Source organism: Oceanospirillum sp. (assembly GCF_048265165.1).
GTDB lineage: Bacteria > Pseudomonadota > Gammaproteobacteria > Pseudomonadales > Halomonadaceae > Oceanospirillum.
This window is the reverse complement of sequence record NZ_JBLXCD010000001.1, coordinates 623160-637624: the sequence shown is the minus strand read 5'-3', so window position 1 is coordinate 637624 and position 14465 is coordinate 623160. Positions and strand designations below refer to the sequence as shown.

Sequence of the window (14465 nt, the reverse complement as noted above, 5' to 3'; positions counted from 1 at the left end):
AACGTTTAGAAGGCAGAGACAAAGGCTAGAGGGCAGAGCAAGGGCATCAGCAGGTCACTGACGCCCCTGTTCGTTCAGAGGCAGATCTGAACTGGCTTTAGCGGGCTGTGATCGGATCAGCGGCGCTTAAGGGTTGCTTTCTGCCAGATGGAAGCCGCCTCAGAAGGAGCGCTGGCTGCACTCGCTTGCTTACCGGATGCGCGGTTATTGTGGGCGGCCTGTTCACGGGCCGCGGCTTCCCGCAGTTTGTCTTTCTTACTTTTACGCTTACCTTTGACCGGAGGCTGACCTTTGCTTGGCGCAGCAATATCATCCGGTGGTGTCGTACTACGCTCAAAGCCTGCAATCTGCTCACGGGGTACATTCAGATGGTTGCGTTTAGCGATCAGCTTAAAGTGAGCGTCGCTTTCATGGTCGATAAAACTAAACGCCGTACCCACTTCACCGGCACGGGCAGTACGGCCAATGCGGTGAATATAATCCGCAGGAGAGCGTGGCAGGTCGTAGTTCACCACAAAGGGCAGCAGTGGAATATCCAGACCACGAGCCGCAAGGTCTGTTGCTATTAATACCTGAATTTCACCGCGTTTAAATGTTGCAAGTGAGTGGTTACGCTCTTTCTGTGACCGGTCACCGTGCAGGGTTTCCGTTGTGAACCCATACTTGTTCAGCTTACCGGCAACATTGTCAGCGGTGCGTTTACTGGCAACAAAGACCAGAAACTGAGCACCGTTCATCTCACCCAGGAGGTGACGCAGCAGCGCAGTACGCTGTTCTTTATCTACCTCGATGGGGCGCTGAATCAGGGTGTCCGGCAGTTTGTTTTCCCGCTCAATCTCAATATTGACCGGATTGAACAGCAGGCGGTTGATCAGGGCGTCCACTTCCTCCGGGAAGGTGGCTGAGAAGAGAAGATTCTGACGCTGCACCGGCAGTTTGCTCAGTACCTGTTGCAGCTCATCGGCAAAACCCAGATCCAGCATACGGTCGGCTTCATCCAGCACCAGATGCTGCACCTTATCCAGCGTAATGGCGTTTTTCTCCATCAGATCCAGCAGACGACCAGGGGTCGCCACCATCAGATCGCAACCGCCTTTCATCGCCTGCATCTGGGCGTTAATAGAAACACCGCCGTACACCGCCAGGGATTTTATCCGGCGCGGGTAATAGGTGGTGTACGCCTTAACCGCTTCTTCTACCTGTACCGCCAGCTCACGGGTTGGCACCAGTATCAGAGTCGCCACCTGATTGCTGCGCAATCCCTCGTGGTCCAGCAGCTTTTCCAGCAGGGGCAGTACAAACGCCGCCGTCTTACCGGAACCGGTTTCCGCCGCCGCCAACAGATCACGACCCTCCAACACCGCAGGGATCGCCTGGGCCTGAATGGCAGTGGGGGTGTCGTAACCCAGTTCATCTAAAGCGCGTTGGAAAAAGCCTGACAGGCCAAGGGAGATAAAAGACATAGAGTGCAGAGTACCCGTGAGATAGCCGAGAGAAATAAAAGGGGCGATTCTAGCAGGTTTTGCGCCCCATGGCGCTTGGGGATTTGATTAAGCAGAACTTGTTGGTATATACAGAATATTTAGGGTTTTGCTCAGAATGAGGCTCGTTGTCTTCGACTTAATGCTCAGTTTACCAGTACGGTGAAATTGGATAAGCTGCAAAATCAATACATTATGGAAAGCAGATATTGGATAACAGGCGCACGGCTGCGGTATATATGCGCATGCGCGTTTAGTAGGAAAGCAGTCAGGCCAGAAAATGGATTTTTCCTTTCTAATCAAAGTCTTTCCTCGTTGTCTGTCGGACTATTGAAATCGGCGAAATACGCGTGCCTGATATCAAAATGTTAGGGGTTTCAGTAGGCCCAGCATAAATTTGAGAGGTCTAGGAGATCTACATTGGTCGAAAAAATAGGACACATTAAAAATCCACTGACAGTGATTGCCTCTTTCGCCGCAATTGCCGAAATAAGTGGCACAACTGTATTGCCATTTATAGAGGCAGATAATCAGAATATCTATATTTGGTTTTTAATGTTCTTTCCCATATTTCTGGTAGGTATCTTCTTTTTGACTCTCAATTTCAATCACCGAGTGCTGTATGCTCCATCTGATTACAAAGATGAAAAGAATTTTGTAAATCCCTATGGTAAAGCTTCACCTGAAGAGCAAGGAAATAAACTGCGCGAGGAAGTGGAGGAAATCGAAGCGGAAGATACCTCTGAAAAATCTAGCGCTACCGAAAATGCCGATAATAGTAAAAAAGATGCTGATTCGGCTCATGACAAATTCATGAGTACAGCAAAAATTAATTCAATTAGAAATCGCCAATTGATGGCTGATGTAACTCTGGCCGAAAAGCTAGCTGTAAACAAACTGACTAAAGAGCTTGGTCTAAATTTCAAAACAGATGTCCGGCTTGAGTTTCCCGACAGTAATGTCCGCGCAGTTTACGATGCTTTAGCTGTTGATGATGATGAGGTTCATGCCGTTGAAGTTAAACTATTTAAAGCAAGGCATGTAGATCCTTCTAGATTAGCTAGGGTTCTTGAGCAGTCTGAATTAGCGGCACAGAGTTTTAGAGGAATAGACCCAAGAAATTTTACTCTTCATATATTTGCAGTAATGGATACACCTGAAGTAGAGATGGCTATGCTTAGACATAACTTAGAAAGTTTTGCTAAACGCTACAAAGTAAAAGTCAAAATTCACATCACAACACTGAATGACCTGCAAAATGAGTATCAGTACAACCCCTAACAAACGTATCAAATGCGACACTCGTACCTCGCACGCTTTATGCGGGCGTTATGAGTACTTGTAAGCAGAGTAAGTGATTACAAAAGGAGAATGGTTAATGCATGATTATGCGATATTTGGCCATGATCGCGCTGGTATAGGTCGTTGGCTCGGATTGATAGCCATACTTGTTGCAGGCGGTGGGGCTCAACTTGCCAGCCTGTTGTCTAGCATGACTGGATGGGAAGCTTTTACGAAAGGTTCAGTTACTGTCGGCGTAGTATATTTTGGATTGCATTGGCTCTTTAATAAATGGATTTGGAAAGTTCAGTTTTTCAATATTCCTGACTTGAACGGCGTGTGGAAAGTTGATGGCCGCACTCTGGATGAGGAAGGAAACAATAAATACGAGTGGCCAGCTGAGTTAGATATAGAACAAAACTGGAAGCAAATTTCTATAAATATAAAAACTAGTAAGAGCCAAAGTGAAAGTTACACTGCAACTCTTTTCAAAAGAAGCGGAGTTCGTGGTGGTTGGGTTTTGAGTTATAGCTACAAGAATGAGCCTAATCTAGATCAGTCGCATGAATTAAGCTCCCACAAAGGCTTTTGCGAAATTGAATTTGATAAGGCCTTAAAGTCTGCGAAAGGTACATATTTTAATAGTGGCGGAAGAAAAACCTACGGTTTGATGAGTCTTGAAAGAGGACAATAATGATCAATTTCGATGCGAGGCTTAAAGACAGACGCCAAGGTACAAGAGAGTTAGTTCTTTTAGAGAAAGGTTTTCATTCTTGGGATACAGGAGACTACCGGATTAGAGAGTCCTATGAGGGGCTTTCGGAGAGTCCAGGAGTTCGTTATGCCATTGGGTCAATGTCCGCTGTAAACCCTGAATCCACAAAAGTTTCCATCAATGAAGGGAATCGCGTTTCAGATACATTGATAAGCATGTTAAAAACAGAAGGAATTGGCGCTACCAAAAGAATTCAGGGATCGGTAGCGCTAGACATTCATATTGAAGGTCATTCTGATGTGGATATGCTTATAATTTGTGAAGACACTATTCTGGTGCAAACACCAAAACTTGATGGGTCTACTTGCTACGCTGCAGGCAACCGTCCCATGGTTGAGATAATTGCAGAGCTGAGGAATAAATCAGAACAGAAATTAACAACCAGATATTATGAGGCAGATGTTGATTGTACAAACAGCAAGTCAATTTCCCTTGTGGGTGGAAGTTTAAAGCGTAAAGTGGATGTAGTGCCAAGTTGTTGGTATCACACGCATGACTATCAAAGGAGCCGCCAAGAACGAGATATTGGCATAAAGATATATCACAAGAAAGAGCATCGTTTATTAGGAAACTTTCCATTCAAACACATTGCCAGGGTGAACGATAAAGATACTCAGTACTCGGGCAATCTAAAAAAAGTAATTAGGTTGCTGAAAAACTTGGTGGCTGACATGCCCGATTATAAAAAAGGGAAAGCAAAGAAGCTGACGAGCTATGATCTAGCGGGGATTGCTTATCATATGGACCAGAAACTGAATGTTCCCAGCTATATGTCACTGGCACTTGTAGAGCAAACAAGAGACTTTCTTAGTTTACTAAATGCTTCTGAAACCTACCGGAATACTCTTATGGTTCCAGACGACACAAGAAAGATTTTTGATGATGAATCAAAAACAGAAGCTCTAGAAATTATAACTAAAGAGGTTGAGGATTTGGCTTATTCGATTTTCAGAGAGTTACGTCCTCTATCACAGGTTTACGATGGAAGTGTAATTAAATCTAAGGTCATATAATGTGTCAGGCCACTCGAGGGTGTGAGGGTGTTCATAGTTCTGGAGGGTGTTCATAGTTCTGTGTCACCCATTACTTACAGATCCACGTAACCGTCGATCCGCCCTTCGAAGTGGATGCTCAGCTGCGACAACGTCAGGTTCCGGTTTTGCACCGGATGCGTCCAGCGCTCTGACGCTTTCAACATACCTGCGTACAGCAGCTTGAGCAACGCGTTTTCATTGGCGAAGCCGCCTTTAGTCTTGGTCAGTTTTCGGAACTGGCGGTGCACCGCCTCAACCGCATTGGTTGTGTAAATCGCTTTGCGCACTTGCTCTGGGTGCTTGAAGTAAACCGAGAGCAGTTCGCGGCCGATGGCCATCATTTTCGTGGCTCCTTCGTCGCCACTCCAAGGCCGCCGCTGTGCTTCAGCGTTAAATTTTTTGCCGCACCCTCATTGACTATGCTGTAATACATTGTAGTTATCAAATGTGAGGGTATAGCTATGAGTGTCACCACAGTTCGCCTTCAGGCAGAAGTTGAGCAGCACCTGGAAGCAATCGCCAGCAGGCTCCACCGGAGTAAAGGCTGGGTAATCAATCAGGCTTTGTCGGAATACATAGAAAAGCAGCAGCTTGAGCAAGAGCGGTGGATGCAAACTTTGGAAGCAATGGAGTCCGCCGCCCAAGGCAAGGTGGTTGATTCCAGCGAGGTTCATAGTTGGCTTAATAGTTGGGGAACCGAAAAGGAGCAGGATGCACCGAGGTCAGGTAAGTGAAACTGGTTTACACGGACGAAGCCATTGAAGACTTGAAGCGCCTCAGGGAGTTCATTGCCGTTCATAACCCGTCGGCGGCAACCCGGATCGCTACCGAACTGGTTGGCAAAATTGAACTGCCTCCAGACTTCCCAAAAATGGGCACACCGGTTGAAATGGCGCCGGTGCCTGATTCTGTTCGAGATATAGTGTTCGGAAAATACGTCGTTCGATATTCGGTTCATGCCAGTGTCATCATTATTCTCCGGGTATGGCATGGCCTTGAGGGTGAACGATAGCAATTTAACCCGGCGCGGCACTCGAATGCCTTTGCCAGCGCTTTGCTGCTTCAAAGTTACCGGTATCAAGCAATAAACCTGCACTGAGTTTGTATTTAAAATGCGGGTTTAAAGTGGCTGGGGAGGTCACGGACAGGTATCGGATTGATGGTGCTGTAGTGTCTGAAGTTGCCATGACCCTGAGTACAAAGAGTAAGCATAACAAGGCACGATTGTAACCACGCGGAGCGTGGGTACAGGTTTCAAGTCATACAATCTTGTCCCCGTGTCGGATGGCGCGCCAATAGCGTCCCGTGCAGTTTTTGAGTGCTGGTTCCGGCGCTTCTGCTGACCTACTTTTGGCCTGTTTACAGGGTTTTTAGCAAGCAGTAGCTTGCCCAGGATAAAGGGCTGGCATGGCTCTCATCCGGCCAGCCGCTGCAGGCTATTTTCAGATAAGTCAGAAAGCAGATTTTACGTGCTAATATGAGTGTATAAAATTATGGGTGTCCCAAATTTATTGAGGCAGGCTTTTGTAGGGAAACTTTAGTAAATTTAATTACGAGGCAGATTTTAGATGCATAAAACATTAGCAGACGTAATCAATCTAGAACAACATCCCTTACATAACGATGATTTTCGTATCAAGTGTAAGCGCACGCTGAACGAAAATGGGGCGCTGGTCATCCCCAACTTTCTAAAGCCATCGGCAATTGCGTCTATTCAACGCGAAGGTGAAGAAAACAAACATCTTGCCTATTACACCGTCAATAATCACAACATTTACCTGACAACACCTGATCCAGAATATCCAGCAGACCATCCTCGCAACCAGGAAGTGTCCTCATCAAAAGGTTGTATCACAACGGATCAGATTCCAACGGGATCTGCGCTACACACCCTCTATGACGCCCCTGAGTTTCGTGAGTTTTTGTGCACCGTGCTGGGTGAAGAAGAGCTGCACGAATACGCTGATGCCCTGTCATCGATAAACCTTCACTATGCGAGTGAAGGGCAGGAGTTAGGTTGGCATTATGATAACTCTTCCTTCGCCATCACCTTAATGATTCAGAGCCCCGAAAGCGGAGGCGAATTTGAATATGTGAAGGACGTACGCGATGCCGATAGTGGCGATATGAACTACAAGCTTTCTGGAGAAATTCTTGCGGGTGAAGTACCTACGGAAACCTTATCGATGGATGCCGGTGCGCTGGTAATGTTTCGAGGGCGCAATTCGATGCATCGTGTTACTCCGGTAGTAGGCAACCGTACCCGTATGCTGGTGGTGCTTGCATACAACACCGAGCCCGGTATATCGCTTTCTGAGCCAGCACGCATGACGTTTTTCGGACGTTTAGGGTAAGCGCGCAGCGAAAGAAATCTAACAAGGTGTTTAAACGGACAAAAAACAGTTGGCAGCTTCGCTCTGTTCACAATTTTAGCTAACAATTTTGTGCACGGCTAACCTAGTGTTAGGGCTGGTTGTCATGCCCTCCGATGGCGAAAACCTCCAGCACACGAACACAGTAGCTGGAGGTTTAAATGTCGGAGGATTTACTCTAAGACCTGCTTAATACCTGGTTTTTAACCCTCAGTAACGTGCGTCTTTTGGCTTTTTGCCACTTGGCCAGTCATTCACCTTGCCAGGGAAATCAGGTCGAGGCTTATGTGCAAAGAACTCTGCAACATCCACAGCATCCTGGTCACTCAGTACATTGCCATGGCCCCATAGGCCTTTTTTCTGAATACCCATCGGCATATTGTATTTAATAAAGGCTGCCGCCTTATAAGTACGGGCCATCCCCGCTCCGATATTGAACGATTCATCACCCCAAAGCGGCGGGAAAACAATATCACCTCGGCTATCTTTTAAGCCTTCACCGTTATCTCCATGACAAGCGGCGCACTGGGCGTAATAGATTTTTTCACCTCGTACTGTGTCGGCTACCAGAGAAGTATCAATCTTGCCTGCATTATTGATGGCAACTTTTTGGTCTTTAGGTGTGTTCTGTCCCAGCCATTTCATATACGCCATCATAGCCAGCATCTCCGGTGATTCACGGTCCAGCGGGGTGCCATTCATCGACCGCTGGAAGCAGCCGTTAATGCGGGCTTCTAAATCCACTTCAGTGCCCGAACGAGGCATCACCCGAGGATAGGTGTTATAGCTATTAATGTAGGGGTCGCCCAGAGGAACTTTACCTTGGCTAATATGACAGCTGTTGCAGTTCATTTCGGCACCGACATGATCCGGCAAAAGGCGCTTGGTTTCGTTCAATAACCGCTTACCGTAAAAAATTTGCTCCGCATTCGGCTCTTTCAGGATAGAAGTATCCTGCGGCAGCTTATATTGACCAATATCGGTGTTAGCATCCTCTGTAAGTACAAGGTCATATTGTGCGGGGTTATGTTCCGCAGAATCTGGGTCAGAGCAGCCGCTTATGCTCAGTGCCATAAGCGCTAAGATGAATGCAGCAGTAGCTTGTTTAGTAAAAAAATTAGTCATGGCTCGCTCCTTGTGATGCCGCATCAATACTCAAATCTGGTGCTATATCGGTACCTGTTGTTGGTTTTTGTGTGAGAAAGTGCCGCATTTTTACCACATCACCAACATCAACTTCAGAGGCTTGGTTGGTCCAGCTATTACGAATGTAGTTGACTACCTCGGCTATATCCGCATCACTGAGATGGTTAAACTCGGGCATCGTAAAGGCCATGCGGTCGTGGGGTGTTTTGGGCATACGGCCGCCACTTAGCGTGATCTGTAAAACAGAGTCTGCTTCTTTTGAGAAAACCGCACTATTGCCAGCAAGTGCAGGGAATATTCGTGGAACCCCTTTGCCGTCGGCACGGTGACAAATCTGGCAATACTCAGCATATAAAATAGCGCCACGGGAATCGTAGACACCATCTAATAGCTTCTGAGTGGTTGTATCTATTTTGTTTGGTGGGTTAACAGGCCTGCCCTCGGTAGGACTCAGGGTTTTTAAATATGCCGACATGGCGTAGAGGTCTTCTTCTGTCATGTATTGAGTGCTGTGCTCAACGACTTCTGCCATTGCCCCGAAGGCTGATGTTAGATCGGTTCGGCCTGTTTTAAAGAAATCGACAAGTTCCTCTGTGCTCCAGATGCCTAACCCTTCGTATTCGCCGCGCAGACTTTTGGCACGCCAGCCATCAATCACAGCGCCACCCAGAAAAGCATTAGACTCTGCATTGGATAGGGCTAACTCTTGAAAACCGATACCGCGCTCTGTATGACAAGAGCCGCAATGACCGGGGCCTTCAACCAGATATTGACCGCGGGTTAAAGCAGCTGTGTTTGTCTCGGGTATAAATTCACGTTCGGGTGCAAAAATTGCCTGCCAGTAGGCTAAGGGCCAGCGCCAATTAAGGATAGGGGGAAGCTCACTGTCCCGATTTGGCTGATGTACTGCTTCAACGTCGGTCATAAAGTAGGCGTACATCGCCGCGACATCTTCATCGGGCATAATCTGATAGGAGGGGTAGGGCATCGCAGGGTATAGCGCACTGTTATCTTTACGCACACCATGTTTGATGGCGTTGTTAAAGTCATCAAACGTATAGTTGCCGATCCCTGTCTCTTTGTCTGGTGTAATATTTGTCGAATAGATTGCGCCCAGAGGCGTTAGCATCGGTAAGCCGCCAGCGTAGGCTTCACCTTCTAACGTGGTGTGGCAAGCGACACAGTCTGCTGTTCGGGCAATATATTTCCCCTTATTAACGAGCTCCGGGTCGTTAATATCAACCTCGATACGGCTTTCTGTTGTGCGTAGCGTTGGTAAAAATTGAGCTAATGCAAAGGCTAATATTAAAGCTGCTATGCCAGCGGTAATGATCGTTGACATCCATCGTTTTGTTCTCATAAACACCCGCTCCATCAAGTAATCAGTTTGCGACCCTCTGTGTGGTCTTGCATCCCGTATCTTAGGTGCTATAACACATATATCAAGCTGGCCTAATGTATATGAGGGTAGTGAGGTGACATTCGTTGATCTCTGCAACTTAAAAGGGTGAGGTGTTTACTTTTGCTCGTAAAAATATACGAGAGCGTAACGATACGATACGTCGTTTTGCTCTCTTTCCCCTACGGCACACTTAAAATATTAAAAAATCTGAATCTTTAGCATAACTTCCGGCGTAACTAAGAGTCAGTCTTACAAATTAAGATTTTTCTGACAGCCCCGTGAAGTTCACCAAGGTGAACGTTTGCCTATTATGAGAATGTTTTAGATGAAGTTAACTATAAGTGAAATAAAAGTCGCTATCCTGGGCGGTCTGATCGCACAAATTGCCTTTGAGGCCTATGCCTGGCTCATCTCACCTTTTCTGTTTGGCCCAAAGCTGCAGCCTGCCTTTCTTGTTATCGGTTTGTTCAAACAATTCGCCGGGGTCACGCCTTCTTACGCTGTGGCTTTCGGTCTGCATGCGCTTATTGGAGTCGTGGGATTTGGTCTGTTTACCTTAATGTTCTATAAGGCTTTCCGTGGTCGGGCGATTTTGTCGGGCTTTATTGCGGGGCTGATTTTGTGGTTTATTGCACAGGGCATGCTGGCTCCGGCCATGGGCCGTGAGTTTATGATGGGCTTTGGTGCTTATACTCAGTCTTCCTTTGTATCACATGTTGGTATGTCATTGATTATTGCGCTGTTTTTTCATTATCGGTTCAGAAAAGATCAGACCGCTGAGGCATAAGGTAGGCTGTCAGGCGGCCTTAAAAGGATGCTGTTTTATATTTCCGGTCAATGCTTAAAAATACCTTCAAATTCACGTAAAGTTGTAGGTGAGAGCCAGGATGATCAAACTTTTGGTCTGGCATTGAATCAACCCATGTATGAGGGTAGAAGTATGACGGATATCGATATCGGCATTAATGCAGAAGACAGGCTCAAGATTGCTGAAGGCCTGAAGCGCCTTTTAGCGGATTCATATACGCTCTATTTGCAAACGCATAATTTCCACTGGAATGTAAGTGGCCCTCAGTTTCGCGAACTGCATTTAATGTTCGAGGAGCACTACACTGAGCTGGCTGTTGCGGTTGATGATATTGCGGAACGTATCCGTACTTTGGATGTTGCCGCTCCGGGAACCTACAAAGAGTTTTCAAAACTGAGCTCTATTGAAGAGGTTGAAGGCGTCCCAAGCTCACAAGAGATGGTGGATCTGTTAACTAAGGGTCATGAGCAGGTCGTGAGAACGTCAAGAGAGGTTCTTAAACTGGCACAGTCTGCGGATGATGAGTCAACGGCGGCACTGGTCTCTGACCGTATGCGCATCCACGAAAAAACCTCATGGATGCTGAGAGCTATCAGAAAATAAAGGGTTTTTTCGGAACCTGATCTGTTATCTCTGCGAAAGCTTGCGGTGCTCTTGCTCCGCAGGCTTTTTCTTTCCTCTTTTCCCCTTTTCCCCTTTTTCCCTTTTTCCCTTTCCCTTTCCCTGTTTTAGCTTTGCGGGGATATAACGACGCTCTGTGTTCTCCTCCCGATTAGAGCCGTGCCTGAGCTTCTAAGCAAACACTTTTCCCAGTCGCTTACAGGCGGTTTTCAATGCTTCTTGCCCATACCAGGCAAAACACAAACGCATACTGGAATGAAACCTGTCATTGGCGGAACAGAAATTACCCGGCAGGAAGTTCACGCCCGCTTCCTGAGCCTGTTGTCTGCTGGTAGCGAGATCCCGGCCATCGATAAAGCTGGCCCATAGAAAGTAGCCGCCGTCGGGCTGATGAAATTGCAGTTGCTCACCAAACACGGATGCCAGCTCTTCACACAGAACCTCTGAGCGGGCCGCATAGGTTTGCCTCAGGTACGTCAGGTTCTTCTGAAACTCACCATTGGCCAGTAAGCTGCCGACAAGGGCAGAGGTGACCGGAGCCAACCCGCCGCCACTTTGCAGTAGTGCTGAGTTTGTTAGCTGGTCGAATATTTCACCGGTGCCCTGTATCCAGCCAAGGCGTAATCCGGGGGCAAGAATCTTGGAAAATGAACCGATAGAGATCACGGGCGCTGATTTGTCGTAGCAGGCCAGGGGCGCTGGTGGTTTATCGCCAAAATAGAGTGACTGATACACCTCATCGGCGATCAGTGGGCAATGATGGTCTTTGGCGAGTTTAACCAGTGCCTGCCGGCGTTGGTGCGATTGGGTAATACCGGTGGGGTTATGGAAGGCCGGAATGGTGTAGATAAATGCCGGATTATGCGCCTTAATTGCCTGCTCCAGTGCCGCTGGTTGGATACCTTCTTCATCCATTGGCAGGGCGATCACCTCAAAGCCTCGGGCTTTAAACAGTTTCAGGGCGATAAAGTAGCTGGGGTCTTCCACCAGAATAGTTGCGCCGGGCTGACTCAGATGTGAACAAATCATATCCAGTGCATTGGATGAGCCGTTGGTAACCAGCAGCTCCTCCGCACTGACCGGCTGGCTGTAATCCTCTGTTAACCAGGCTGAAAGCTTTTGCCGAAATGCATCTGCCCCAGCCTGTTGTCCATAAGCCAGATATTCCTGCTCAACGACGAGGGGGCGGATCAAATCAGTGGGTAAAAGGTCGGGGGCGGGATGGCCCACGGCTAAATCAATTAAGTGGCTGGGCTGTGTAACCTGAACAGTCATTATTCGCTCGCATCGAAAAACCTGACTCTAATTTAGCTTATCGATTTATCAACAGCAAACGCCGGTATTTGGCAAAAAAACCTTCTGAACCGTGATACGTCCAGAAGGTCTGTTTTGTTCCGCCAGAATAGGCTTGCGGTTACAGTAGTTTTGAATCCAGCTTAAATGCGCCTGACAGCTGTTCCTGTAAAGAGATGCTTTCTTTTTTCAGTTGCAGGGCCTGTTTGTGGTTCTCTTCCGTCACTTTGGCAGAGTTATCAATTAACTGTGCGATGTGCTGGCTGTGCTGGTTAACCTCATTTGACATCACGTGTTGCTCTTCAACAGCACTTGCGGTCTGAACCGTCATATCACAGATGTAGTTGTTCGCGTCGGTAATGACCGCCAGCTGCTGACTGGCTTTGTCTGCCTGGTCTGTGCTTTCCTGTGCGGTTTCTTCACTGGCGTTCATATCTTCCAGTGCTTTCTGGGTTGCTACCTCCAGCTCCTGGGTTAGGGTATGGATCTCCTGGGTTGCTGATTGGGTGTTATGGGACAGGGAGCGAACCTCATCGGCAACCACGGCAAAGCCACGACCATGCTCACCGGCCCGTGCGGCTTCAATGGCTGCGTTCAGTGCTAACAGGTTGGTTTGTTCAGCGATCTCATTAATTTTCGAGAGAATGCTGCGAATAGCGGCAACGGTTTTAGCCAATGTGCTGAGCTGGCCGGAGTTCTCATGTATTTGATCTGAGAGAGCTTTAATAGCTGACTGACTGGAGGTTACCAGTGCAAGACCTGATCCGCTGGCCTGGGCTGCCTGTTCAGCGGAGCTTGCGGTTTGCTCCGCATTTCTGGCAATTTCACCACTGGCCATGGACATTTGAGCAATGGCTTCTGTTAATTGCGACAGCGCTTCCTGCTGCGCCACAGTATCTTTTAAAGCGTTATCTGCCCGTTGGGCTGTAGAGTCAGAAACCTGCAGTAATTGATGACTTAAGCGGAATATATTGCCTATGCTGCCGTGGAGTTTTTCTGCCAACTGGTTGAATGCACTACTGATCTCGCCAAACTCATCTTTGCTGGTAATATCCAGCCGCTGGTCTATATGACCATCCGCAAGCCGGTGCAGTGCGGAGGTTGTAAGCACGAGCGGTTGACTGAAATAGCGTGCCATCAGATAGACCAGGCCGCTTGCAACCAGAAGAATTAGAATACTGCTGATGGTCAGCTGCCATGCCAGTTTATACAGAGGCGCAAGGGCTGCATCCCGTTCTACCAGAAGAATCAGTCGCCAGCCGGTTTTTTTCAACTCGACTTCTTTGATAAAGAACTGCTCCCCCTGGTAATCAACCCGCTGCAGGCCTGCCATGCCGGATTCAGTTTGGGTTAACAGATCATCGTAGCTTTGTTTCTGGATGATAAGATCAGAGTTGGGGTGCGCTAAAAGTTGATTGTCCTGACCGACAAGCCATAGCTCTGAAGGCCATCGGGTATCGAGGTTCAGAAGGGATTGAATCAGGTTGGTTAAGGTGATGTCGCCGGCAACAACGCCACCTAAAGAGTTTTTCATGGGAGCGGCCAATGTGACAACTAACTCACCGGTACTGGCCCTGGGATAAGGTGGCGTTACAACGGCACGGCCCTCTCTTTTTACCTGCTGATACCAGGGTCTTTTTCTGGGGTCGTAGTCCGGCGATAAGTTAACTGGTGGATAAGATTGCAGCATATCCCCTTGCTCGGTACCCAGATAAAACAGATCGAAATTACCGGATGAACGACTGAGCGTTAAAAATTCACCGACTTTTTCTTTTTCAGCAGGTAGCGCCTGTGATGCAGCGCTGACAATGGCGGCTTTACTGTCCAGCCAGCCGTCTACCATAGACTCAGCCTGGTTCAAGGTCATACCCAGTTGGTCATCGATCTGAACACTGGTCTCTGTGACCAGTCGGGTGAGCGAGAGAAGGGCAAGAACCACACAGCTTACCAGTAAAAGACTTATTGTTGAGAGGAGCATCTTGCTTTTAAAGGACAGCGATGTCATTTAAGAATCCTTACATGTAAGTAAAAAGTATTAAAAAGTAAACTACCCTTTACCACAGGAAAAAGCACCTAACTTAAGGTTACAAAATGCATCAGATAAATATTTGCTTTCAGGTGCAATAAATTGGTGCAATTGACTGTTTTATGCCCGAACCTAGGGCTTTTTTTATCGCAGGTAGAGAGGCCGTTCAGCGTTGTCACCGGATTGATCCGTCACTTGCTTTATGACCGAACCACCAGCAGGGAGA

General features: G+C 47.6%; 14 protein-coding genes. 8 read left to right on the top strand and 6 right to left on the bottom strand.

The window, feature by feature from the left end; translation table 11 throughout:
• Positions 1 to 116: 116 nt before the first annotated feature.
• Complete coding sequence (locus ACN0R8_RS02760; RefSeq protein ID WP_417594839.1) at positions 117 to 1463, bottom strand: DEAD/DEAH box helicase; 1347 nt, start codon at positions 1461 to 1463, stop codon at positions 117 to 119.
• Positions 1464 to 1901: 438 nt separating this feature from the next.
• Here ACN0R8_RS02760 and ACN0R8_RS02755 point away from each other — a divergent pair, with 438 nt between their 5' ends.
• The 3 genes from ACN0R8_RS02755 to ACN0R8_RS02745 all read left to right on the top strand — a co-directional run bounded on the left by ACN0R8_RS02755 (position 1902) and on the right by ACN0R8_RS02745 (position 4550).
• The gene (locus ACN0R8_RS02755) at positions 1902 to 2762 is read left to right on the top strand and encodes a hypothetical protein (RefSeq protein WP_417594837.1); all 861 of its coding nucleotides are present in this window, start codon (positions 1902 to 1904) and stop codon (positions 2760 to 2762) included.
• 97 nt (positions 2763 to 2859) lie between these two features.
• Positions 2860 to 3456 (top strand): pancortin-3, encoded by a 597-nt coding sequence (locus ACN0R8_RS02750; protein WP_417594835.1) that lies wholly within the window; start codon positions 2860 to 2862, stop codon positions 3454 to 3456.
• The gene (locus ACN0R8_RS02745; RefSeq protein WP_417594833.1) at positions 3456 to 4550 is read left to right on the top strand and encodes a hypothetical protein; all 1095 of its coding nucleotides are present in this window, start codon (positions 3456 to 3458) and stop codon (positions 4548 to 4550) included. The genes ACN0R8_RS02750 and ACN0R8_RS02745 overlap by 1 nt, the downstream gene beginning before the upstream one ends.
• Before the next feature lie 74 nt (positions 4551 to 4624).
• Here ACN0R8_RS02745 and ACN0R8_RS02740 read toward each other — a convergent pair whose 3' ends face one another.
• Positions 4625 to 4903, bottom strand: a complete 279-nt coding sequence (locus ACN0R8_RS02740) for a transposase (protein ID WP_417595180.1) — start codon at positions 4901 to 4903, stop codon at positions 4625 to 4627.
• Positions 4904 to 5032: 129 nt separating this feature from the next.
• Between ACN0R8_RS02740 and ACN0R8_RS02735 the strand changes: the two genes are divergently transcribed.
• From ACN0R8_RS02735 to ACN0R8_RS02725, 3 genes are all read left to right on the top strand, one after another.
• Complete coding sequence (locus tag ACN0R8_RS02735; protein WP_417594831.1) at positions 5033 to 5305, top strand: CopG family ribbon-helix-helix protein; 273 nt, start codon at positions 5033 to 5035, stop codon at positions 5303 to 5305.
• Positions 5302 to 5583 carry a type II toxin-antitoxin system RelE/ParE family toxin gene (locus ACN0R8_RS02730; RefSeq protein ID WP_417594829.1) on the top strand — a complete coding sequence of 94 codons (282 nt, stop codon included), beginning with the start codon at positions 5302 to 5304 and terminating at the stop codon, positions 5581 to 5583. The genes ACN0R8_RS02735 and ACN0R8_RS02730 overlap by 4 nt, the downstream gene beginning before the upstream one ends.
• 556 nt (positions 5584 to 6139) lie before the next feature.
• Positions 6140 to 6925 carry a 2OG-Fe(II) oxygenase gene (locus ACN0R8_RS02725; RefSeq protein ID WP_417594828.1) on the top strand — a complete coding sequence of 262 codons (786 nt, stop codon included), beginning with the start codon at positions 6140 to 6142 and terminating at the stop codon, positions 6923 to 6925.
• Positions 6926 to 7153: 228 nt separating this feature from the next.
• Here the strand turns inward: ACN0R8_RS02725 and ACN0R8_RS02720 are convergent, their stop codons facing one another.
• Both ACN0R8_RS02720 and ACN0R8_RS02715 read right to left on the bottom strand, forming a co-directional pair.
• Positions 7154 to 8068: a c-type cytochrome gene (locus tag ACN0R8_RS02720; RefSeq protein WP_417594826.1), complete on the bottom strand. Its 915-nt coding sequence runs from the start codon at positions 8066 to 8068 to the stop codon at positions 7154 to 7156.
• On the bottom strand, positions 8061 to 9449 hold the full coding sequence (locus tag ACN0R8_RS02715) for a c-type cytochrome (protein WP_417594824.1): 1389 nt from the start codon (positions 9447 to 9449) through the stop codon (positions 8061 to 8063). The genes ACN0R8_RS02720 and ACN0R8_RS02715 overlap by 8 nt, the downstream gene beginning before the upstream one ends.
• 367 nt (positions 9450 to 9816) lie before the next feature.
• Between ACN0R8_RS02715 and ACN0R8_RS02710 the strand changes: the two genes are divergently transcribed.
• Complete coding sequence (locus tag ACN0R8_RS02710) at positions 9817 to 10278, top strand: hypothetical protein (protein WP_417594822.1); 462 nt, start codon at positions 9817 to 9819, stop codon at positions 10276 to 10278.
• A 153-nt stretch (positions 10279 to 10431) separates the two neighbouring features.
• Positions 10432 to 10902: a Dps family protein gene (locus ACN0R8_RS02705; protein WP_417595178.1), complete on the top strand. Its 471-nt coding sequence runs from the start codon at positions 10432 to 10434 to the stop codon at positions 10900 to 10902.
• 189 nt (positions 10903 to 11091) lie between these two features.
• Here ACN0R8_RS02705 and ACN0R8_RS02700 read toward each other — a convergent pair whose 3' ends face one another.
• Both ACN0R8_RS02700 and ACN0R8_RS02695 read right to left on the bottom strand, forming a co-directional pair.
• A complete protein-coding gene (locus ACN0R8_RS02700) occupies positions 11092 to 12195 on the bottom strand; it encodes a PLP-dependent aminotransferase family protein (protein ID WP_417594820.1) in 1104 nt (367 codons plus the stop codon).
• A gap of 139 nt (positions 12196 to 12334) precedes the next feature.
• On the bottom strand, positions 12335 to 14218 hold the full coding sequence (locus tag ACN0R8_RS02695) for a methyl-accepting chemotaxis protein (RefSeq protein ID WP_417594818.1): 1884 nt from the start codon (positions 14216 to 14218) through the stop codon (positions 12335 to 12337).
• Positions 14219 to 14465: the final 247 nt, after the last annotated feature.